Raw genomic sequence first — 20,501 nt, forward strand, 5'->3', positions numbered from 1 at the left:
TCTCGACAGATGCCGCGCACGTGGTCGAGCCACCCTGGTTGGCCGGCGAAGCTGGGACCTCTGACCGTTGCCGCGGGCAACGTAACTCTCCGCCCGGTGCGGCTGCGTGACGGTGCGGCCTGGAGCAGGATCCGGCTCGCCGACCGTACGCACCTCGAACCGTGGGAACCCACCGGCGAGGGCGCATGGGCTGCCCGTCACCACATCTCGGCGTGGCCCGGGCTCGTGTCGGGTCTCAAGTCGGAGGCGCGCAAGGGGCACATGCTGCCGCTCGCCATCGAACTGAACGGTGACTTCTGCGGTCAACTCACCGTCGGCAACATCGTTCGCGGCGCACTGCGGTCGGCGTGGATCGGCTACTGGGTGGCCAAGGACGTCAATGGGCGCGGCGTCGCGACCGCTGCGCTCGCGCTCGGATTGGATCACTGTTTCGGCGGCGTCGGTCTTCACCGCGTGGAGGCGACGGTTCGTCCGGAGAACCTTGCCAGTCAGGCAGTACTGCGCAATGTCGGATTCCGCGAAGAGGGTCTGCTGAAGAACTACCTCGACGTCGACGGTCGGTGGCGCGACCACGTGTTGGTTGCAATGACCTCGAACGAGGTCCAAGGATCCGTCGCGGACCGTCTCGTGCGAACAGGCCGCGCTGCCTGGGCGTAGCGGTGGGTGAGCAAGACGCCCCACTCGCGTCGATCTGACGCGGGTTCCCGCCTGGAGAATGCGCAAGTGGTGCAGCATGCCCATCGGCGATGAACTCTCGAGGCTGATGTGACTAAAGTGACGTGTGTGTAATTCGGGTCGGCGCGTCTCCGCGGTTCGGCCCCAGCTTCGACATAGCCTGATCACGTCACCGATGTACCAGCTGACTTTCGGAAGGAGAGCGCGAGACGATGCCCAATTCGATCATTTGGATCGGCCTGGTCGCCATCTGGCTGTTCGTGCTGCTCCCGATGATGATGAGCAAGCGCCCTCGAATCATGCAGACCTCCGATGTAGCGCTTGCTACCCGTGTGCTTCACCGCGGCGGAACCAAGAGAACTGCACGCGGACCCGCTGCCGGACATGCGAGTGACCCCGATTGGCGACCCGAATACGACGAGCGCACGTCAGCGCCGGCACGCGCTGTATTCGGGCGCACAGCACCGAGTTTCGACAACCTCGGGAATGAAACCCCGAGGGCGAAGGCGGAGGACCAGATGGACACTCACGCAGACACCGAGACGGACGTCATGGACAGGGACGCAGGTTCGGAGCGCGAGTACGTCCCCAATCGTCGCGGACGGGGCGGATTCGACCCCGAGGCCGACGCCATAGCCCGCGCCGCCAGGTACTCGTTCCGCCAACGCGCCGTACTCGGGTTGGTGTTCGCCGCCATCACCTTCGCCGCGCTCGCCGTGATCGTCACTGCGATGCTGTGGTGGGTGTGCGGTCTGGCCGTTGCCTCGCTGGCCGGGTACATGTACTACCTGCGCAGGCAGGTTCAGATCGAGCAGGAGATCCGCCGTAGGCGTTTGACGCGAATGGGCCGCTCACGGCTGGGCGTCGAATCGCGTACCGACGACGAACTCAAACTCGTTCCGCAGCGGCTCAGGCGTCCGGGCGCGGTTGTTCTCGAAATCGACGACGAGGACCCGGAGTTCGAGCATCTCGACCACTACGACGAGCCGTTCCAGCATCAGGCACCCGTCGGCGACGACATCCGACGGGCCTCGGGGGCCTGAGCGCACGAGCGCTTTGATATGGTTTGGCAGCGGCCCGCAAGGGTCGCAAGAAGGGGCTGTGGCGCAGTTGGTAGCGCGTCTCGTTCGCATCGAGAAGGTCAGGGGTTCGATTCCCCTCAGCTCCACCACCGGGAACCGACCGTCTGTGAATCGGTACCGTACGCGCGATCTCGCGAATCGTATTTAGTGATCATTCCTCCGAAATCGGACATTTCCCTATTGATCCCATTTCCGGCGGCGTAACCCGGCTATTCGCCGAATTAAATCCAATTGTCATTGCGGCCAGTATTTTACGATTTGACGGTTGCAATTTCATTTCAATGTTGCGGTATGGTCGTGCGCGTTCATGAAATTCCGGGGAATTGAATGCACGGAGGCTTTACGCATGCTCGAACTGTCGGTGGTAATCCCAGTTCTGGACGAGGTGGATTACCTTGGTCCCTGCCTCGATCATCTACTGGACCAAGAAGGCGATATCGACGAGATCATCGTCGTCGACAACGGCTCGAGCGATGGAACCTGCGAGCTCGTCGAGAGTTATCGAGAGCGCACCGACAAAATCGTACTCATTCACGAGGCCAAGCGCGGTGTCGTCCATGCGCGAAATGCCGGTTTCGAACGCGCCAGTGGGGATGTTCTCGGCAGAATCGACGCGGATACCAGGGTTCGCCCGGGATGGGCGCGCTCGGTGAAGAGCTTCTTGCAGAACGATCCGTCGTATGCGGCGGTGGCAGGCACGGCATACCTCTACGAGTCGCCCTGGGCCAGTGCGCAGCACAAGTTGCACGATCGTGAGGTTGCCCAATGGGGACCGGTGCGGAGCATGGTTGCGGCTTCGGGCAACAACTTCGCGATACGACGCTCGGCGTGGGAAGCGGTACGTGACAGCGCGAGCTGCCGGGTGGATCTACACGAGGACATCGACTTGTCGTTGTGCCTGCGTGCGAAGGAGCTGCCGTTGGCGCAGTACACCGAAATGCGGGTCGAACTGTCTGGCAGGCGGGGAATTACCTCACCCGCCCGTTACTACTTCTACGCGCGTGCAGGTTATCGGGCATACAAGCGTCACGGCCTGGAAAGCGCGACTCTACGTCGTGTCGTCTTCGTCGACTGGCTGATGCATTCATTGCGTTGGCCCGTCTGCCGCCTAGTCGGCACGGGCGCGTCCCGACCCTTGCCTGTTCGTCAGGATCAACAGCCGCAACCCGTAACCGTCGGATAGTCGCGGGCGGTGTGGTTCGTCGGTCCCGAACTCGACATCAGTCGAGGGAGCGCTGCTTGACCGCGGGACTGCCGAAGTAGACCGAATCGGCTTCGCAGTCTTTGGTCACCAAAGAGTTCGCCCCAACGACGCATCCGGGGCCGATGGTGACTCCCGGGAGGACCGTGGCCCCGGATCCGATCCACGACCCGGCGCCGATGCGAACCGGTGCGCCGGTCAGCGTCCATGCTCGATGAGACGATGGCCCAACTTCGTGGGTGCTGGTCAAGATTCGGACGTGGTCGGCGATGAATACTCCATCACCGATCTCGATATCACCGACGGTGTCGAAGTAGCAGCCGTAGTTGACGAACACTCCGTTTCCGAGAGTCAGGCGACCGGGGCCTTGAACGACGACTCCCCGGTACAGCAGGGACGGGCCCGCTGTGCGGACTCGCGCGGCGCGTAGGACGCGGCCGCGGACAATTGCGGGCACGATCGCTGAATCGGCGATTCCGACTACCAGCGACTGGCGCATGTAGAACAGGGTCGACGTGATGTCGGTGCGGCTGATTCGTCCGAGTCCGAGACGGCCGATCCCGCGAGCGCTCAGCACCATTCGGCCATCGTAATGCAGAGGTCAGGGATGGTCGTAGATGCATTTCAGGGCCCGATCAGCGTCAGCTGACCGGGCCCTGAAAGCTACGAGAGCAAAAATCAGTTGGCGGAGCCTGCAGACAGCAGCTGGAGGATCGGAATGTCGGAAGCGGAGCTTCCGGTGGTGCTTCCGGTCGACAGCAGGCTGGAGATGAAGGCGGCGACGTCCATTGGTGGTGCTCCTTGATTCGAGGGGTGTCTTCGACGATCAGGTCGTCTCGACGACGACCCGAAGTATTGTTACCGGACACAAGCGGTCTTTGTCTACGTTTTCGGGATCTCAGTGTGGGCGACGTCCTGTATTCGGCGGTATGTCCGGTCGTACGGTTGCTCCATCGCGATTTTGCAGGAACTCCGGTCTCCACGGGATGCTCCTGTGCGTGCATCAGGTTCCAGGTAGGCCGGTAGTCTTGCTGAGCAGTTGAAGAATCTTGAATTGATGGTCGACGTCTGCTGGGGAAACGTCACCCCGGCCGCGGGTAGTTTTTGCGGCCCCGAGTTGTATGGAGTGGTGTATGACTTTCGAGATCGTCGACCTCGAAGAAACGTGGGTTGCAGGTTTGCCCGTCCGTAGTCCTAAACGCGCGTTGGGACGGTTGAACGATCCCGCGTTGGATCAGGCGTGGTCCTCGGTTCTCAAGCAGGAAACCAGTGGGCCGCTTGCGTCGATCTATACGGACTACGCACCGGGCATCGGCTCCTACAACATCCAAATCGTCGGGTACAAATGCTCGTCGCTGAGTCAGGTGGCCAGGGGTCACCTGGTGGCCAAGGTGCCGCGTGCCCGCTACGCCAAGTTCTCCGCCGTCGGGCACTTCCCTGACGTCATGGTGCGCTTGTGGCAACAGATCGAGCATGCCGAGCAACAGCAAGAAATCACCCGAATCTTCACCGCGGACTACGAGTGCTATCCGCACGCTTACAAGATCGATTTGTATCTGTCGATCGAGCAGTCGAGGCTGTCCGCGTGAGTCATCGTGTCACCGCGAGAAGTGCGGAATTGTTCGGCGGGCTCGTGGCTCCGCGCGTAGTTCCGGGTGCCGAAACCAGCACCAGCGAGCTGTGTCGATTTCTGCGCGAGAGAATTCGAGATCGTGACCCACACAATGGTGCAAATATCAGTACCGTTTATGTTCCGGATTCGGCCGGGGACTACAACGCGATAATTGCTGCGCCGTATGCGTCGCCGAGTGAAGTACCCGTCGGCGATGTGTTCGTTCATGTTCCGAGCGGCGTGTTTGCAGTGTTCGTACCCAGCGGTTTGATCCAAGATCCGGTCGAGGACGTCTGGTCCCAGGTGGACGACGCCACCGCAAACGGCGAGCTGTTCCGTGCGTACAAAGAGGACATCGAAGTCGTTACAAATTCCGGCGAAGTGGAACTTTATATATCCATAGTTATCTGATTCGCCGAACCCATCACCTATTTGTCACGCGAGGATCACAATAGGGATACGTGTCGGGTTAGTATTAGCCTGCGCAACCGGACTGACGGTGGTTCACGAATTCGAAGACACGGATTTCGATCCACCAAGCGCAGTCCCAGCAGGCGGCGTCGGTGTCATCGGTGGACAACTGGAGCAGGGGTGAAGAGTTCATGGTTAGGCAATTGAGGGCAGAAGCAACACGTGCAGCAGCACTGCGCGCGGCCGCAGATCTTTTTCTGGAGGTCGGACATGCCAACGCGACGTTGAGTCAGGTCTCCGCGCAGTCGGGCGTGACCAAGGGTGCGCTGTACTTCCACTTCGCCTCCAAGGAAGAACTTGCTCGCGCGATCGTCGACGAGGGTCACGAGCGTGTCTCCACCGCATGTGCCGGTCTCGTCGACAGCAGGTCGCCAGCGCTCGAGTCGGTCATCGGCATCTCCTATTCGGTGCTGGAATTGGCGGCGTCGGATCCGCTTGTACGTGTCATGTACCGCCTCCAGATGGAGATCGACGGTTCTGAGACCGCGCGCGGAAGCGTTTTCGGCACTTGGGGCAACATCTTCGAGCACCTTTTCGGCCGCGCCATCGAGCACGGAGACGTCGCCGACCACCTCGACTCGGCCAATGCTGCGTTGCTCGTGTGCGAGATGCTGGCCGGGGTGTTGATGGTCTCCGAGGCGCAGTCCACGCTCGAATCGGCCCCGTCGCGCATGGAGAAGGTCTGGAACACCGTCCTTCCCTCACTCGTGCCACCGGACAAGCTGGGCTACTTCCGTCAGTTCGCTGCCCGGAGCCTGTCGAGTTTCATTCCGTCGTCCGAACTGCTGGACGAGTCCGTTCACGTCTGAGCACGTGCTTGCGGAGCGAGAGCTTCGAGCGGACACTGTGTGATATGAACCACACTGTCACCGAGCATCGGATGTCCGACGCCGAACTCCGCAAGGCGATCAAGACGCTACAGAGCCGTGCCGACGACGCCCGTCGTCGCGGGTTCGAGGACGATGCGGTGCGCATCGAGCGCACGGCTTCGGACTATCGCGACGAGATGTCGACGCGGCACTAGGGCGTCGACAGGCAAGGCTCAGTCGACGCCAGGAGTCATGAGCCTGACGGGCCGAATCGTTCCGTTTTGATGCGGAACGGCAGGTGGCCGTCGGCGACGAGCATGTCGGCCGCGGCTTCGACGAAACCTGTCGGCCCACAGACGAAGCAGGCGGGCGCGCGATCGGCGGACCAGCTTTCGGATACGAGATCAGTCGGCGCCAGACGTCCGACTCGTTCCTTGTACTGCTGTGGCGCTTTTCGGGTGTACCGGAGTGCAGCGTCGATGCCTTCCGGAAGGTCGCGTAGTTCGTCGCCGTAGAGCAGTTCGTCGGGGGAACGCACCGAATAGACCAATCGGAACGGCGTCCGTCGGCCGCTGTCGACGCGTGCCCGAATCATCGACATCAGCGGCACGATGCCGGAGCCGCCAGCTATCAGCAGCACCGGCGCTGGGTTCGTCGTCTCCCACACGAACCAACCGCCGACTGGACCGCGCAGTTCGACCTGCTCGCCGACCTCGAGAACCCCGGTCAGGTACGGGGAGACCTCACCGTCGTCGACTGTCTGGATCGTCAGGGCGACGGTGTTACCGGCTACTGGAGTAGCTATCGAGTAACTGCGTTGGGCGCTGTAGCCGTCCTCCGCCGTCAGGCGAACGTCCACATGCTGTCCGGGTTTGTGACCGGGCCAGCCCTCCACGTCGAAAACAAGTGTCTTCGCGGTCGACGTCTCGGCGTAGCTGGCGACCAGGGTCGCTACAAGCCAGTTCAATCTCCCTGATACCTCTGCTCTTGCCAGGGATCCCCGTAATCGTGGTACCCGTTGCGTTCCCAGAATCCAGGTTCGTCGCGATGGAGGAGCGTCAGCTTTTCCACCCACTTGGCGGATTTCCAGAAGTACAGATTCGGCACCAGTAGTCGGGCCGGTCCGCCGTGCTCGGGATGCAACGGCTTGCCGCCGTATTCGTATGCAAGCCAGGCTTTTCCGTGACGAAGCTCGTCGAGTGGGAGATTGGTGGTGTATCCGTCGTGACTGTGCGCCATGACGTGCGTTGCCGTGGTCGCGACGCCGGCGAGCAGCGTATCGAGCGATACACCGCGCCACTGGGTATCCAACTTGGACCACTTCGTGACGCAGTGGATGTCGACGGTCGGCTTCTCCGCGGGAAGCGCGAGCATCTCATTCCAGTTCCACCGCTGCGTCTCGCCCATCTCGGAGACGATGCTGAACTGCCACTGCTCGGTGCGAACTCGAGGCGTCGGGCCGACGGACAACACCGGGAAATCCTCGGTCAGGTACTGGCCGGGCGGGGTACGCGCGTCGTTTCCGCGGCGCTTACCGGTGAACCCCTTCGAGACGATCGCCATCGCTACAGTCTCCTCGCGAACCCGACCTGCGACAACTCGGACGACGCGTAAGGTGCGAAGAACTACAGAATCTTCGACTTCCGGGGGACGAGACGTTCGATGGCCATCAGTATTCAGCGGGGCAAGAATTGGGATCTACGAGGTAAGAAGACGCTCATCACCGGCGCCGGAAGCGGCATCGGGCGTGCGACCGCCCTCGCGGCGGCGCGCGCAGGCGCAGAGCTGTATCTGACCGACATCAACGAGACCGGACTCAAGGAAACCGTCGACGCAGCAGGCTCGTCCGTTGCTTTGTCCTCTGCGTTCGACGTATCGGACTTCGAGGCCGTCTGCGCCTTCGCGTCCGATGTCCACGGCGGCGTCGACAGCCTTGACGTCGTCATGAACATCGCAGGAATCTCCGCGTGGGGAACCATCGAGAATCTTCAGCACCGGCACTGGAAGTCGATGATCGACGTCAACCTCATGGGACCGATACACGTGATGGAGAACTTCGTGCCGCCGATGGTGAGAGCCGGACGCGGAGGCCGCATCGTCAACGTTTCCTCTGCCGCAGGCCTGATCCCGCTGCCGTGGCACGCCGCCTACAGCGCAAGCAAATACGGCCTGCGCGGCGCGTCGGAAGTGCTGAGATACGACCTGAAGAGGCACGGCATCGGCGTCAGTCTCGTGGTTCCGGGCGGAGTGAAAACGGGCTTGGTGAACACCTTGGAGATCGCAGGCGTCGACCGCGACGACCCGCGGGTGCAGAAACTGCAGCACCGCTTCGAGGAACGAGCAGTCGAACCGGAGACGGTCGCCGACGCCATCCTCGTCGGCATCCAGAAGAATCACTATCTTGTCTACTCGTCCAACGACATTCGCTTCGGCTACTGGATGGCCCGCAAGTTCGCGCCCCCCTACGAGTTCGTGCTGCAGAAAGCGAACGACCAGTTCAGCAGGCTTCTGAAGAAGTAATCACAGGTCCACGTCGAGACGGCGCGCGCCCGGCCCTGCCTCGGCCAAGGCGTCTGCGGGGTTCGCGAGCGCGCAACTCGACAGCGACAGGCATCCGCAGCCGATGCATCCGGTCAGGTCGTCGCGCAAACGAATGAGCTGGGCGATGCGGTTGTCGAGATCGGAATGCCAGTGGCTCGACAACTTGGCCCAATCGCGCTTCGTCGGAGTCCGGCCCTCGGGTAGGTCGGTCAGCGCATCCTTGATCCGCGCCAACGGAATGCCGACCTTTTGTGAGATGCGGATGAAGGCAACCCGACGCAGTGTCTCGCGCTGGTATCGGCGCTGGTTACCGGACGTGCGGCGGCTCGTGATCAGGCCTTGCTTCTCGTAGAAGTGCAGCGCCGACACCGCCACTCCGCTTCGTTCGGACAGCTGGGCGGGTGTGAGCTCTCGGACCTTCCAGTCGGGCATCGGCACAGTTTATGCCGCCCGTTGATTTACACCGCACCCTGAATCTTGCCGACACTGCTGGCGACCGGCGCACTACGGTTGAGCGATGACCGCAGAACTCGGCGCGGACTCCGAAGTGGGGACGCTCCGCACCGTGATGCTCCACCGGCCCGGAGACGAGCTGAGGCGCCTCACTCCGCGCAACAACGATCAACTGCTGTTCGACGCCCTGCCGTGGGTTGCTCGGGCGCAGGAGGAGCACGACGCGTTCGCCGAGTTGCTGCGCGGGCGCGGCGTCGAAGTTCTGCTGTTGGCCGATCTTCTCACCGAGGCCATGACGGTCAGCGGCGCTGCGCGGATACAGGCGATCTCGGCAGCGGTGAACGAACGCAGGCTCGGCAGCGCGTTGGCGCGTGATCTGTCGACGCATCTTCGCGGCGTGCCTGCCTCCGAGCTCACTTCTGTTCTGACGGCCGGAATGACGTTCGACGAGCTGCTGGAGGCGGAGTCCGGAGAACCCGAATTGGGCGGTGCGTCGTTGGTTCGGCGTATGCATCACGGCGGGGATTTCGTCGTCGAGCCGCTGCCGAACTTGTTGTTCACGAGGGACTCGTCGTTCTGGATCGGAAATCAGGTTGCGATCACGTCGTTGGCGCTCCCTGCGCGGCTACGAGAAACCACGCTCACCGACCTCATCTACGCGTTCCACCCACGTTTTCGTGGTGCGCGGCGCGCGTACGAATCACGCACCGCGCCTGTCGAGGGTGGAGACGTGTTGTTGCTGGCACCGGGGGTGGTTGCAGTCGGAGTCGGCGAGCGTACGACACCGGCGGGAGCAGAAGCGTTGGCGCGCAGTCTGTTCGACGACGGACTCGCGCATACTGTCCTCGCGGTCCCGATCGCGCAGGAGCGTGCGTCGATGCACCTCGATACCGTCTGCACCATGGTCGACACCGACGCCGTCGTGATGTACCCGAACATCGCGCACACCCTGTCCGCCTTCACCATTCGTCGCGAGGACGCAACAGTGAGCATCCGGGGCGCCGACCCGTTTCTCGAAGCGGCCGCCGACGCGATGGGAATCGGCAAGTTGCGCGTCATCGACACCGGCCTCGATACCGTCACCGCCGAACGTGAGCAGTGGGATGACGGCAACAACACGCTCGCGTTGGCCCCGGGAGTCGTCGTCGCCTACGAGCGCAACGTCGAGACCAACGCGCGGCTGGAGGCGTCGGGCATCGAGGTGCTGCGGATCAGTGGTTCGGAACTCGGTTCGGGCCGCGGCGGCCCGAGGTGCATGTCGTGCCCGGTGGCGCGGGATTCGCTCCTGTGAGTTGTCGGTCGAGCGACAGCGCACCGTCATGTTTGTCGACGGCGCCGCGAGGGTAGGCGTTTTCGATGACTGATCGAAGAATTGTAATTGCCGGTGGACACGGACAAATCGCGCAACACCTCATCGGGGTGTTGACCGCACAGGGTGACCGCGCGGTTGCGTTGATCCGAAATCCGGAGCACGCCAACGCTGTTGCCGCCCTCGGCGCGTTGCCGGAGGTGATCGACCTCGAAACGGCGTCGGTCGACGACGTCGCGGCGCTGCTGCACGACGCCGACGGTGCGGTGTTTGCGGCGGGTGCAGGCCCATCAGGCGGGATCGAGCGGAAAGACACCGTCGATCGCGGTGCGTCGGTTCTGCTCGCGGATGCGGCCGAGAAGGCAGGCGTGGCGCGGTTCGTCCAGGTCAGTTCGTTCGGAGCGGGGGAGCCCGTGGCCGACGACGCCGGGGACACCTGGAAGGCCTACATCGAGGCGAAAACCGCGGCGGAAGAGGATCTGAAGGCTCGAACGAAGTTGGAGTGGACGATTCTGCGACCGGGCGGACTGACCGACGACGAAGCGAGCGGTCACATCGCACTGTCGACACCGCCGTTGGATCGTGGGACCGTACCGCGCGCCGATGTCGCTGCCGTCATCGCGGCGCTGCTCGAGGCACCGTCGACGATCGGCAAGACCGTGATGTTGACGTCGGGCGAGACGACCATCGAGGATGCGATCGCCGCAATCTAGGCAGCAGCGGAGTGTAGACATTCCAGCATGCGTATTCACATCGATCCGGCGTCGAAGACGCCGCTGTTCGAACAACTCCGTGCTGGAATTCTCGACCTCGTGCGCACGGGAGAGCTGATTGCCGAAACCAAGATCCCCACGGTGAGGGGTCTGGCCGAAGAGCTCGGGGTCGCGCCCCACACCGTCGCGAAGGCCTACAAGGAGCTCGAAGCGCAGGGCGTCATCTCCGCTCGCGGGAGACTGGGGACGTTCATCGCGTCGGGCGGCGACCCGACGGAGGACAGCGCGGCGAGGGCGGCGGTGGCGTACGTGGCAGAACTGCGGGCCCTCGGCCTGTCGGACGATCGCATTCGAGGGTACGTCGACACGGCTTTAAGTTGACGCTTCAACCGTGATGTGTCAGGGTGTCCTCGTCCCATTGTCGTGCCCGAAGGATCATCCATGAACTCGACCATCTTCCGCGACATCGCAACCCTCGTGGCCCGTATCGGCCTCGGCGTCGTCTTCATCGCTCACGGCTGGCAGAAGCTCAACACCAACGGCCTCGAGGCGACCAAAGCAGGCTTCGAAGGCATGGGTGTCCCGCTGCCTATCGTCTCGGCGTACTTCGCCACGTTCGTCGAACTGGTCGGCGGTGTGGCTCTCGTTCTCGGTATCTTCACCCCGATCATCGGGATCCTGCTGTTCCTCGACATGCTCGGCGCATTCCTCTTCGTGCACTACGACCTGGGTGTTTTCGTGTCCGAGGGTGGATACGAACTCGTGGTCGCGCTCGGTGTCGGTTCGCTTCTGCTCGCAGCCGTCGGTGCCGGACGCTTCAGCCTCGACGGCGTGTTCGGGGGCAAGACCAGCTTCGCGAAGGCGCGCGCATAACCCATTTCGCAGATGAACCCTGGGATCGCTGGATTGCGTTGCCGTAAATATGTACCCGTTACCGGGCAAACATTCGCTCGGTAGTGCTTAGGTTACGTATGGCTACGAATACCGAACGATCTCAGGGTTCACTCGGTCGAGAAGGTCCCGACAAGAATTTTCTTCCCGACGGGCAAGGCCCCCGTACCGACTTCATCGTCTTCGGTATCACCGCAGCGATCACGGCTGCAATTCTGATCTGGGGTTTGGTCGCCGCAGACTCACTCGAATCGACCACCACCTCGATACTCGGCTGGCTCGTGACGAACATCGGTTGGCTGTTCATCATCGCAGCCTCGGGTTTCGTCATCTTCTCGATCTATCTGGCCGTCAGCAAATTCGGTCAGATCCCACTCGGAAAAGACGGCGAGAAGCCCGAGTTCCACACCATCAGCTGGATCGCCATGATGTTCAGTGCGGGCATGGGCATCGGCTTGATGTTCTTCGGTGTCGCAGAGCCGTTGTCGCACTTCGTAAGCCCACCGCCCGGATCCGACGGGACCATCGGTGCCGCGCTGGCAACGACGATGTTCCACTGGAGTCTTCACCCCTGGTCGATCTACGCAGTCGTCGGGCTCGCCGTCGCGTACGGAACGTATCGCAAGGGCAGAAAACAGCTGATCAGCTCAGCGTTCATTCCGCTGCTCGGGCGTCGCGCCGACGGTCCGATCGGCAAGGTCATCGACATTTTGGCGATCTTCGCGACGATGTTCGGTACCGCAGCCTCTCTCGGGCTGGGAGCGTTGCAGATCGGGTCCGGGTTCGAGGTTCTCGGCTGGCTCGGTGAGTCCGGCACGCTGCTCCTCGTGGCGATCGTGGCACTGCTGACGCTGGCGTTCGTGGCGTCTGCGGTCTCGGGCGTCGCCAAGGGAATTCAGTGGCTCTCCAACATCAACATGGTTCTCGCGCTCGTCCTGGCCGTCTTCGTGTTCGTCCTCGGCCCGACAGTGCTGATCCTGAACTTGATTCCGACCACCATCGGCGACTACTTCGCCGAGCTCGTACACATGTCCGCTCGGTCGGCGGCGTCGGGAGACGGCGGCGAAACGGCAACCTGGTTGTCGTCGTGGACCATCTTCTACTGGGCGTGGTGGGTCTCCTGGACGCCGTTCGTCGGCATGTTCCTCGCACGCATCAGCCGTGGCCGCACCATCCGTGAGTTCGTCATCGGCGTCATCCTCGTCCCGAGCACGGTGAGCCTGGTGTGGTTCTCCATCTTCGGTGGTGCGGGAATCGCGGAACAGCAGAACGGAATCGACCTCGCCGGACGAGACAGCAGCGAATCCCAATTGTTCGGCATGCTCGAAAACCTGCCCATCGCAGGCATTTCCAGCGTGTTGGTGATGGTGCTCGTTGCGATCTTCTTCGTCTCGGGTGCCGACGCAGCGTCGATGGTCATGGGAACGTTGAGCCAGCACGGCACCATGGAACCGAGCAGGTGGGTAGTGGTGTTCTGGGGCATCCTCACCGGCGGTATCGCCGCGCTGATGCTCTGGACCGGTGGTGCCGATGCGCTCAACGGACTTCAGACGATGACGATCATCGCGGCCGCACCGTTCGTCCTCGTGATGATCGGATTGTGTGTCTCGCTCTACAAGGATCTGTCGAAGGATCCACTGGTGGTCAGCGTGGCCAAGCCGAAGAAGCTGCGAGGCAAGGTCAAGCACACCTAGTCGGGCATCAGCGCCAGCTCGGCAACCAGAGCTGGCGTTGCCACAGATCAGGTGTGATGGGCATCCCGGTCAGGATGGGCCACAACCACACGAAATTCGCGACGACGAGGCCGAGGTAGAGGCACACCAGGAGAAGTCCGGTGCCTCTGCGCTCGGCCGACGCGCGTGCCCGGCCGATTATCTGGCCGAGGATCAGTGCGAAGCCCATGATCATGAACGGAGCGAGCGCAACGGCGTAGAAGTAGTACATCTGGCGATCGAGCGTGGCGAACCAGGGGAGGTAGGCGGCACCGTAGCCGGTCAGCACCACGGCAAATCGCCAGTCCCGACGCACCAGCATCATCCACATGCACCACAGCAGCATCGGGACCGCGAGCCACCACATCGCAGGTGTGCCGATGAGCATGATCGCCTTGACACACGAGCCTGCCGAGCAGCCCTGCACGTTGTCGCCCTCGGCGAAGTAGTACAGCATCGGGCGAAGGCCCATCGGCCACGTCCACGGCTTGGACTCCCACGGGTGGACGTTGCCGGCCGAGTTCGTCAGCCCCTCGTGGAACTTCAGGACATTGCCGCTGTAGTACCACAGTGATCGCAGCGCGCCCGGCACGAAGGAGAACGGCCCGCCGGTGCCGATCTGATTCCCGACGGCATGGCGGTCGACACCGTTCTCGCTCGCGAACCACCCCGAATAGCTGCACAGGTACACGATCACCGGAATGACGACGAGCGCGTACAGGGCAGGACCGACATCGCGAACGGCGGTCCCGATCCACGGCCGCTGCACACCGTATGCGCGGCGGGCAGCGACGTCGAAAGCCACGGACAGCAGTCCGAAGAATGCAATGAAGTACAGGCCGGACCATTTGGTGCCGCAGGCGAGGCCCAGCAGAACACCCGCGCCGAACCGCCACCACCGAATGCCGAGACGAGGACCGAATCCGCTTGCCGCCATACGGCCTTCGCTGCGAACGATCGCCATTCGTCGTCGAACATCGTCTCGGTCCACGACGAGACAGCCCATTGCAGCCGTGACGAAGAACGCCAAGAAGATATCGAGCATTCCGATCCGCGACGACACGAACAGAACACCGTCGGCGATCATCAGAATTCCGGCGATGGCACCGACGAGAGTCGAACGAGCCAGGCGCCGCACGATGCGAATGACGATCAGCACCAACAGAGTTCCCGCGAGCGCGGCCGAGAATCGCCACCCCCAGCCGTTGTATCCGAAGATCGCTTCGCCGACCGCGATCAGTTGCTTGCCGACCGGAGGGTGAACGACGAGTCCGTAGGCGGGGTTGTCCTCGATTCCTCCGCCGGTCAGCACTTGCCAGCCCTGGGGTGCGTAGTGCTTCTCGTCGAACACCGGGGTACCCGCATCGGTCGGATACCGAAGCATCGCGAAACGCGTGATTGCCGCGATCGCAGTGATCACCAGTGTGACGATCCAACCCCGTCGGCGATCGGTGTCGCGGTAGTAGTCGGCCGCAGGTGCACTCGGGCCGGGACTGACGACGAACCGCTCGGTCAACAAGGCCACGTACCGATCGTAGGGGCAGGCCCCAGGTTCCAGGCGACGGGAGTACGAGAGACTGTAGAGATGTTGATCCTTGCCGCCACCCCGATGGGCGATGTCGGCGATGCGTCCCAGCGACTGCGCGACGCATTGGCCACGGCCGACGTCGTCGCAGCCGAGGACACCCGCCGGACCAAACAGTTGGCGTCGGGACTCGGGGTGACGATCACCGGCAAGGTGGTCAGCTTCTACGACCAGGTCGAGACCGCTCGTCTCCCCGGGCTGGTCGAGGCGGTTCGCGACGGCAAATCGGTCCTTCTCGTCACCGACGCCGGCATGCCGTCGGTGAGCGATCCGGGATACCGGCTGGTCGCGGCGTGCGTCGAGGCTGATCTCCCCGTCACCTGCCTACCTGGGCCCTCGGCGGTCACGACGGCCCTCGCGCTGTCGGGTCTGCCGGTGGAACGCTTCTGTTTCGACGGGTTTCCACCGCGCAAGCAGGGCCAGCGCATCCGGTTCTTCGAGTCGCTGAAAACGGAATCCCGCGCCTGTGTGTTCTTCGAGGCGCCTCACCGCCTCGCTGCCAGCTTGGACGACGCCGTGGCGGTACTGGGGCCGGAACGCCGAGCCGCGGTGTGCAGGGAGCTCACCAAGACCTACGAAGAGGTCAAGCGCGGAACGCTGGGCGAGCTCGCTGCCTGGGCCGCGGAGGGCGTCCGCGGAGAGATCACCGTCGTGCTGGCCGGAGCCGTCGCGGTGGCGTCGGAACCGGAGGACCTCATCGACGACGTCGAGGAGCTGGTGGCGTCGGGCATGCGGTTGAAGGACGCATGCGCTCAGCTGGCGGTCGACGGCGTCAGCAAGCGTGAGCTGTACGAGGCCGTCTTGGCCTCGAGAAGCTCAGCCGACGACTTGCTGACGTAGACCTTCGGTCGCGGCGGCGAGGATGGTCTTGGTCCCCTTCTTCACGAGGAAGCCGGGGATCGGGATCTTCGGCTCGACCGTCAGGGAGAACTTCACGTGCGTTCCCTTGTCGGTCGGGGTGAGGGTGTATTCACCGTGCTGCGACTTCTGTTGAGACCCTTCGACCAGATCCCAGATGACCTTGTTCTCCGCCCACGTGTATTCGACGGTCTGCTCGTCGTTGATGCCGAGGATCGACACCGACATCTTCACGTGGTGGGGCTTGCCGTCCTCGAACGTGTCGACGATTTCGATCTTCTTGTGGACGGGCGACCACGCGGGTAGCCCTTCGACGTCCATGAGCACTTCGAGTACCGCTGCCGGCTCGGCTGCGATATCGACCTCTGTATCTGCGGTGACTGCCATGAGAACAAACGTAGCTCAGGCCGAGTCCTGGGCAACGGGAATCGCCCTACGGGACTTGACGAATCGTCCGATCTTTCGCAGAGCGCGGTGTGCTTCGGGTAGAAAATCCGCCGCCTGGAAGACGTGGACCTGGCCCTCCCACACTTCGAGTTCACAGTCGACACCGGCGGCGTCGAGTCGATCGGCCATCAGTTCGGCGTCGGCGAGCACCATTTCGGAGGACCCGGCCTGAATCAGCACCGGCGGTAGGCCGGTCAGATCTGCATCGACCGGCGACACCCGAGGTCCGCGTACACCGTCGACGACTATTTTCGCGTCGACTCGGTCGGCGAGAACGGTCAGTGCGGGAACCGCGCCCGATGGGAAAACCGCGCACCGGGATGCGTTGTCGTGCTCGATCTTGTTCGTCGGATCCATGTCGGTCAGCGGCGACATCGTGAAGATGCCCGCCGGCGTCGGCAAGCCCAAATCGCGCAGCATCAACGAGACCATGAAGGCCAGATAGCCGCCCGCAGAATCACCCGCGATGAAGATCTGATCCGGCCGGTACCCGGAGTCCAGCAGGAAGCGGTAGCCGTCGACGCCGTCCTCCACCGCGTGGGCAATGGGGTTTCGCGGCATCATCCGGTAGTCGACCGACAGAACAGGCCCGTCGACGCTCTGTGAGACACGCGAGGTGAGGCGACGGTGGGTGTTCAGGCCGCAACAGACGAAGGCGCCGCCGTGCAGGTAGAGCACGACCCGGTCGTTGCTCACGCCCTCGGCGCGGATCCATTCGGCCTTGCAATCGGCGAGCATCACCGTGCTGACCTTGGTGCCTTTGAGCGGGGGGACCAGCATTCCTGCGTAGTCGACGAGCCCCATCGGCCACGGCAGATCGGGCGCTTTGGACCACACGGTGAGAAACGGTCGGACCGTGAGCTGCAGGTATGTAGCGAGTGCGCGGGAGCCGAGGCTTCTGCCGTGCACGTCCAGCCTGGTCGAGCTGCTGGTAGACGGCTGACTCGGTGCGGAGAGCACGGTGGTCATCGTCCTCGCCTCCTCTCGTACGCTTACTTGGGACTCTCTGTAACGGACAATAACCGGTGACCTAGGTTGTCTAAACGTGGGATCGTGTTCGATGTCACACCGTGATCGAAACTAGGCGTAAAGGTGATCGCACATGGCGCTCATGCCCGTTACCGAATCGATGTTCTTGATCGCGGAGTCCAGAGAACACCCCATGCATGTCGGGGGACTGCAGTTATTCGTACCTGCTGGGGAACCTCACGACCTCGCCGAGTCGATCCACACACAGTTCACAACAGGTGAAGTCCATGAGCTCTTTCGCAAACGCCCGGGCCGTCCGGTCAACGTGATGGGCTCTCTCGCGTGGTCGCGGGAGGACGACATCGACTTCGAGTACCACGTGCGCCGCGTCGTGCTGCCCGCGCCGGGTCGCATCAGGGAGCTGTTCCAGTTCATCTCGCTCAACCACAGCACCCCACTCGACCGCTACCGACCCATGTGGGAACTGCACATCATCGAGGGACTCGCCGACGGCAGAATCGCGCTCTACACCAAGGTGCACCACTCGCTGGTCGACGGAGTGTCGGCGTTGAAGCTCATGCTGAACACCCTCTCGCCCGATCCCGAGGATCGCAGCGGAGTTGCGACGTGGGATCCGTCGCTGTTCAAGAAGAAGTCGGCCCCGGCGGAGTTGTCGACCCTGGAGAAGGTGACCGGGGGCTTGTCCCTGGGACGCAAGATCGCCGGAGACCTGGCCGATTTCGTCCCCGCCACTGCCCGTATCGGCGTGCGCGCGTTGAAGAACGAGGGCGCACAGTTGCCCCTGCGTGCACCTCGAACGATGTTCAACGTCCCCATCGGAGGCGCCCGACGGTTCGCCGCCGAAAGCTGGTCGATCGAGCGAATGACCACCGTGGCCAAAGCGTTGGACGTCACGTTGAACGACATCGTGCTCGCCATGTGTTCCGGCGCATTGCGCGGCTATCTCATCGACCAGGACGCCCTACCCGAATCGCCTTTGATTGCAATGGTTCCGGTGTCGCTGCGTAAGCCGGGGGAGGACAGCGGGCCGGGCAACTCGGTCTCGACGATTTTGTGCAATCTCGGCACACACGAGTCCGATCCGCTGGACCGTCTGGCATGCATCACCGATTCCACCAACAAGGGCAAGGAGATGATGCGAGAACTCAACACTCTCGAATCCCTTGCCATCGGCGCGGTTACGATGCTCCCGTTGCTGTTCGGACCGGTACCTGGGTTCGTCAACAACACTCCGCCGCCGTTCAACGTCATCATCTCCAACGTTCCGGGCTCGAAAGAGGAATTGTATTGGAACGGAGCAAAACTCGACGGAATCTACCCCGCGTCCATCGTCTGCGACGGCATGGCCCTGAACATCACCGTCGCCAGCAACGGTGATTCCTTGAACTTCGGGCTCATCGGTTGCCGCCGCAGCGTCCCGCACCTCCAGCGCATGCTCACGCACCTGGAAAACACGTTGGAGGAGTTGGAAAAGGCAGTGCTGGCGTCGAATTGAGCCGCCCCGGGTTGGCTGGGGTGGCTCCTGCTCGCTTGAATGGGCCTCTGTAGCTATCTGATCGTATGAATGGATCATTCAAGCGATGGGGCTAGACGTCCTTCGGCTCGTATTTCGGGAACACCGGCGACGGCGCGGGCAGCTGGACGCCCGGCACGATGCGCGTCGCGATGTCGACGAACTCGCGGGCCGGGTTGCCGAGTAGTTCGAGGATGCGCGCTGCCGAACCTGGCATCACCGGTTGCACGAGAATGCCGACGATGCGCAGGACTTCGAGCGTCACGTACAGCACGGTGGCCATGCGGTCGGGGTCGGTCTTGCGCAGCACCCACGGCTCTTGCTGCGAAAAGTAGCGGTTCGTCTCGCCGAGCACCGACCAAATCGCCTCGAGAGCAGTGTGCAGCGCCTGAACGTCGAATTCGCGACGGCAGATGTCGAGCAGGGCGTCGGCGCGGGCGAGCAACGCCTCGTCGTCGTCGGTGAACGGCCCAGGCGTCGGGACCTTCCCCTCGAGGTTCTTGGCCACCATCGTCAGCGAGCGCTGCGCGAGGTTGCCGAGTTCGTTGGACAGGTCCGCGTTCATACGCGTGACGATGGCCTCGGCGCTGTAGCTTCCGTCCTGGCCGTACGAGACCTCACGCAGCAGGAAGAAGCGGAGAGGGTCGAGGCCGAACTCGTCGACGAGTGCGAACGGGTCGACAACGTTGCCGACCGATTTGGACATCTTCTCGCCCTTGTTGTTCAAGAATCCGTGCACGAACACCCGTTTGGGAAGTTCGATGCCCGCGGACAACAAGAACGCAGGCCAGTACACGGTGTGGAAACGCGTGATGTCCTTGCCGATGATGTGCAGGTCGGCAGGCCAGTACTTGGCGAACTTCTCCGACGAACCGTCCGGGTACCCGACGCCGGTGAGGTAGTTGGTCAGGGCGTCGACCCAGACGTACATGACGTGGGCGGGATCGTTCGGCACCTGGACGCCCCAGTCGAACGTCGTCCGGGAGATCGACAGATCCCGTAGACCGCCTTTGACGAAGCTGACGATCTCGTTGCGGCGAGTGTTCGGCGCGATGAAGCCGGGATTGGCGTCGTACAGCTCGAGAAGTTTGTCCTGGTACGCGGAGAGCTTGAAGAAGTACGACGCCTCCTCCGTCCATTCGACCGGCGTATTCGTCTCGGTCGCGACCCGGGAACCGTCCTCGGTCAGCGTCGTTTCGCCTTCGGTGTAGAAGGCTTCGTCGCGAACCGAGTACCAGCCGGCGAACGCGTCGAGGTAGATGTCGCCGCGCTCGACCATCTTGTCCCAGATGGCTTGGCTGGCCGCGTGATGATCGGCGTCCGTCGTGCGGATGAACCGGTCGTAGGAGATGTCGAGGACCTCGTCGAGCTTCTTGAACACGTCCGAGTTGCGCGTCGCGAGATCGCGGACGTCGATGCCTTCTTTGGTAGCCGTCTGCTGCATCTTCAGGCCGTGCTCGTCGGTTCCCGTCAGGAACATGACGTCGAATCCGTCGAGTCGCTTGAATCTGGCGATCACGTCCGTCGAGATGTACTCGTACGCGTGTCCGATGTGCGGGACGCCGTTCGGGTACGCGATTGCGGTCGTGACATAGAAGGAGGGCCGTGAGGCATCAGCTGGCGCAGTCATGGTTCGCCT

23 protein-coding genes and 1 tRNA gene are annotated in these 20,501 nt (G+C 62.7%); 16 read left to right on the forward strand and 8 right to left on the reverse strand.

What is annotated here, in order from left to right:
- Positions 1–9 precede the first annotated feature (9 nt).
- The 4 genes from D8W71_RS10835 (at position 10) to D8W71_RS10850 (ending at position 2,940) form a co-directional block, all read left to right on the forward strand.
- Complete coding sequence (locus tag D8W71_RS10835; protein WP_121113364.1) at positions 10–657, forward strand: GNAT family N-acetyltransferase; 648 nt, start codon at positions 10–12, stop codon at positions 655–657.
- 230 nt (positions 658–887) lie between these two features.
- Entirely contained in the window at positions 888–1,718 is an 831-nt protein-coding gene (gene sepX, locus D8W71_RS10840; protein WP_121113366.1) for a divisome protein SepX/GlpR, read from the forward strand.
- A gap of 52 nt (positions 1,719–1,770) precedes the next feature.
- Positions 1,771–1,846: transfer RNA gene (locus D8W71_RS10845), tRNA-Ala, on the forward strand.
- Between the two features lie 257 nt (positions 1,847–2,103).
- Positions 2,104–2,940 carry a glycosyltransferase family 2 protein gene (locus tag D8W71_RS10850; protein ID WP_161965437.1) on the forward strand — a complete coding sequence of 279 codons (837 nt, stop codon included), beginning with the start codon at positions 2,104–2,106 and terminating at the stop codon, positions 2,938–2,940.
- A 37-nt stretch (positions 2,941–2,977) separates the two neighbouring features.
- Here D8W71_RS10850 and D8W71_RS10855 read toward each other — a convergent pair whose 3' ends face one another.
- The gene (locus tag D8W71_RS10855) at positions 2,978–3,538 is read right to left on the reverse strand and encodes an acyltransferase (RefSeq protein ID WP_201265315.1); all 561 of its coding nucleotides are present in this window, start codon (positions 3,536–3,538) and stop codon (positions 2,978–2,980) included.
- A 553-nt stretch (positions 3,539–4,091) separates the two neighbouring features.
- Between D8W71_RS10855 and D8W71_RS10860 the strand changes: the two genes are divergently transcribed.
- From D8W71_RS10860 to D8W71_RS27590, 4 genes are all read left to right on the forward strand, one after another.
- Complete coding sequence (locus D8W71_RS10860) at positions 4,092–4,547, forward strand: GyrI-like domain-containing protein (protein WP_121113370.1); 456 nt, start codon at positions 4,092–4,094, stop codon at positions 4,545–4,547.
- Complete coding sequence (locus D8W71_RS10865) at positions 4,544–4,981, forward strand: GyrI-like domain-containing protein (protein WP_121113371.1); 438 nt, start codon at positions 4,544–4,546, stop codon at positions 4,979–4,981. The genes D8W71_RS10860 and D8W71_RS10865 overlap by 4 nt, the downstream gene beginning before the upstream one ends.
- A 203-nt stretch (positions 4,982–5,184) precedes the next feature.
- Positions 5,185–5,850, forward strand: coding sequence for a ScbR family autoregulator-binding transcription factor (locus tag D8W71_RS10870; protein WP_236077833.1), 666 nt, complete (start codon positions 5,185–5,187; stop codon positions 5,848–5,850).
- Between the two features lie 44 nt (positions 5,851–5,894).
- Positions 5,895–6,065 (forward strand): hypothetical protein, encoded by a 171-nt coding sequence (locus D8W71_RS27590; RefSeq protein WP_201265317.1) that lies wholly within the window; start codon positions 5,895–5,897, stop codon positions 6,063–6,065.
- A 35-nt stretch (positions 6,066–6,100) separates the two neighbouring features.
- On the opposite strand, the gene D8W71_RS10875 is transcribed toward D8W71_RS27590, so the two are convergent.
- Positions 6,101–6,817, reverse strand: a complete 717-nt coding sequence (locus tag D8W71_RS10875) for a ferredoxin reductase (protein WP_121113372.1) — start codon at positions 6,815–6,817, stop codon at positions 6,101–6,103.
- Complete coding sequence (locus tag D8W71_RS10880; RefSeq protein WP_121113374.1) at positions 6,814–7,413, reverse strand: sulfite oxidase-like oxidoreductase; 600 nt, start codon at positions 7,411–7,413, stop codon at positions 6,814–6,816. The genes D8W71_RS10875 and D8W71_RS10880 overlap by 4 nt, the downstream gene beginning before the upstream one ends.
- Positions 7,414–7,512: 99 nt before the next feature.
- Between D8W71_RS10880 and D8W71_RS10885 the strand changes: the two genes are divergently transcribed.
- Entirely contained in the window at positions 7,513–8,370 is an 858-nt protein-coding gene (locus D8W71_RS10885; RefSeq protein WP_121113376.1) for an SDR family oxidoreductase, read from the forward strand.
- On the opposite strand, the gene soxR is transcribed toward D8W71_RS10885, so the two are convergent.
- On the reverse strand, positions 8,371–8,829 hold the full coding sequence (soxR, locus tag D8W71_RS10890; protein WP_121113378.1) for a redox-sensitive transcriptional activator SoxR: 459 nt from the start codon (positions 8,827–8,829) through the stop codon (positions 8,371–8,373).
- A 79-nt stretch (positions 8,830–8,908) separates the two neighbouring features.
- Here soxR and D8W71_RS10895 point away from each other — a divergent pair, with 79 nt between their 5' ends.
- The 5 genes from D8W71_RS10895 (at position 8,909) to D8W71_RS10915 (ending at position 13,451) form a co-directional block, all read left to right on the forward strand.
- Positions 8,909–10,135, forward strand: coding sequence for an arginine deiminase (locus tag D8W71_RS10895; RefSeq protein WP_121113380.1), 1,227 nt, complete (start codon positions 8,909–8,911; stop codon positions 10,133–10,135).
- Between the two features lie 65 nt (positions 10,136–10,200).
- Entirely contained in the window at positions 10,201–10,866 is a 666-nt protein-coding gene (locus tag D8W71_RS10900; RefSeq protein ID WP_121113382.1) for an SDR family oxidoreductase, read from the forward strand.
- 27 nt (positions 10,867–10,893) lie between these two features.
- Positions 10,894–11,247, forward strand: coding sequence for a GntR family transcriptional regulator (locus tag D8W71_RS10905; protein ID WP_121113384.1), 354 nt, complete (start codon positions 10,894–10,896; stop codon positions 11,245–11,247).
- Between the two features lie 60 nt (positions 11,248–11,307).
- Positions 11,308–11,739 carry a DoxX family protein gene (locus tag D8W71_RS10910; RefSeq protein ID WP_121113386.1) on the forward strand — a complete coding sequence of 144 codons (432 nt, stop codon included), beginning with the start codon at positions 11,308–11,310 and terminating at the stop codon, positions 11,737–11,739.
- 98 nt (positions 11,740–11,837) lie between these two features.
- A complete protein-coding gene (locus tag D8W71_RS10915; RefSeq protein WP_236077834.1) occupies positions 11,838–13,451 on the forward strand; it encodes a BCCT family transporter in 1,614 nt (537 codons plus the stop codon).
- A gap of 7 nt (positions 13,452–13,458) precedes the next feature.
- On the opposite strand, the gene D8W71_RS10920 is transcribed toward D8W71_RS10915, so the two are convergent.
- Positions 13,459–14,994: a dolichyl-phosphate-mannose--protein mannosyltransferase gene (locus tag D8W71_RS10920; RefSeq protein ID WP_121113388.1), complete on the reverse strand. Its 1,536-nt coding sequence runs from the start codon at positions 14,992–14,994 to the stop codon at positions 13,459–13,461.
- A 60-nt stretch (positions 14,995–15,054) separates the two neighbouring features.
- On the opposite strand from D8W71_RS10920, the gene rsmI reads away from it, so the two are divergent.
- On the forward strand, positions 15,055–15,894 hold the full coding sequence (gene rsmI / locus D8W71_RS10925; protein ID WP_121113390.1) for a 16S rRNA (cytidine(1402)-2'-O)-methyltransferase: 840 nt from the start codon (positions 15,055–15,057) through the stop codon (positions 15,892–15,894).
- On the opposite strand, the gene D8W71_RS10930 is transcribed toward rsmI, so the two are convergent.
- Complete coding sequence (locus D8W71_RS10930) at positions 15,871–16,299, reverse strand: SRPBCC family protein (protein WP_121113392.1); 429 nt, start codon at positions 16,297–16,299, stop codon at positions 15,871–15,873. The genes rsmI and D8W71_RS10930 overlap by 24 nt on opposite strands.
- Before the next feature lie 15 nt (positions 16,300–16,314).
- On the reverse strand, positions 16,315–17,328 hold the full coding sequence (locus tag D8W71_RS10935) for an alpha/beta hydrolase (protein WP_121113394.1): 1,014 nt from the start codon (positions 17,326–17,328) through the stop codon (positions 16,315–16,317).
- A gap of 133 nt (positions 17,329–17,461) precedes the next feature.
- Here D8W71_RS10935 and D8W71_RS10940 point away from each other — a divergent pair, with 133 nt between their 5' ends.
- The gene (locus tag D8W71_RS10940) at positions 17,462–18,844 is read left to right on the forward strand and encodes a WS/DGAT/MGAT family O-acyltransferase (protein WP_121113396.1); all 1,383 of its coding nucleotides are present in this window, start codon (positions 17,462–17,464) and stop codon (positions 18,842–18,844) included.
- Between the two features lie 91 nt (positions 18,845–18,935).
- On the opposite strand, the gene metG is transcribed toward D8W71_RS10940, so the two are convergent.
- On the reverse strand, positions 18,936–20,492 hold the full coding sequence (gene metG / locus D8W71_RS10945) for a methionine--tRNA ligase (protein WP_121113398.1): 1,557 nt from the start codon (positions 20,490–20,492) through the stop codon (positions 18,936–18,938).
- Between the last annotated feature and the right edge of the window lie 9 nt (positions 20,493–20,501).

This window comes from Rhodococcus sp. P1Y, from assembly GCF_003641205.1.
Taxonomy (GTDB): domain Bacteria; phylum Actinomycetota; class Actinomycetes; order Mycobacteriales; family Mycobacteriaceae; genus Rhodococcoides.